Annotated in this window: 1 protein-coding gene; it reads right to left on the minus strand. The window is 55.2% G+C overall.

The genetic code is table 11. The annotated features are described in order from the left end of the window. Positions 1–203: RHS repeat domain-containing protein (locus PGS25_RS15605; protein WP_270419428.1), on the minus strand; the 203-nt coding region annotated here is incomplete at both ends.

Raw genomic sequence — 203 nt, forward strand, 5'->3', positions numbered from 1 at the left:
AGCGCGTCTACGGTTTTCAGCAGCTTGCCCGCCTTGGAGTAGGTATGCTTGGTCGTTGCGGTAGCCGTATCACTCACCTTGGTATGCTCTGCAACGATGCGGCCTACGGCATCGTATTCAAAGCTGGTAACGCCGCCTTCTGCGTCAGTGACAGAAAGCTGCCGTCCCTTATCGTCATACGCATAGGTAGTCTGATTGCCGAG

The organism is Butyricicoccus sp. AM78-15b2TA (genome assembly GCF_027665985.1).
GTDB classification, from domain to species: Bacteria; Bacillota; Clostridia; order Oscillospirales; family Butyricicoccaceae; genus Agathobaculum; species Agathobaculum butyriciproducens.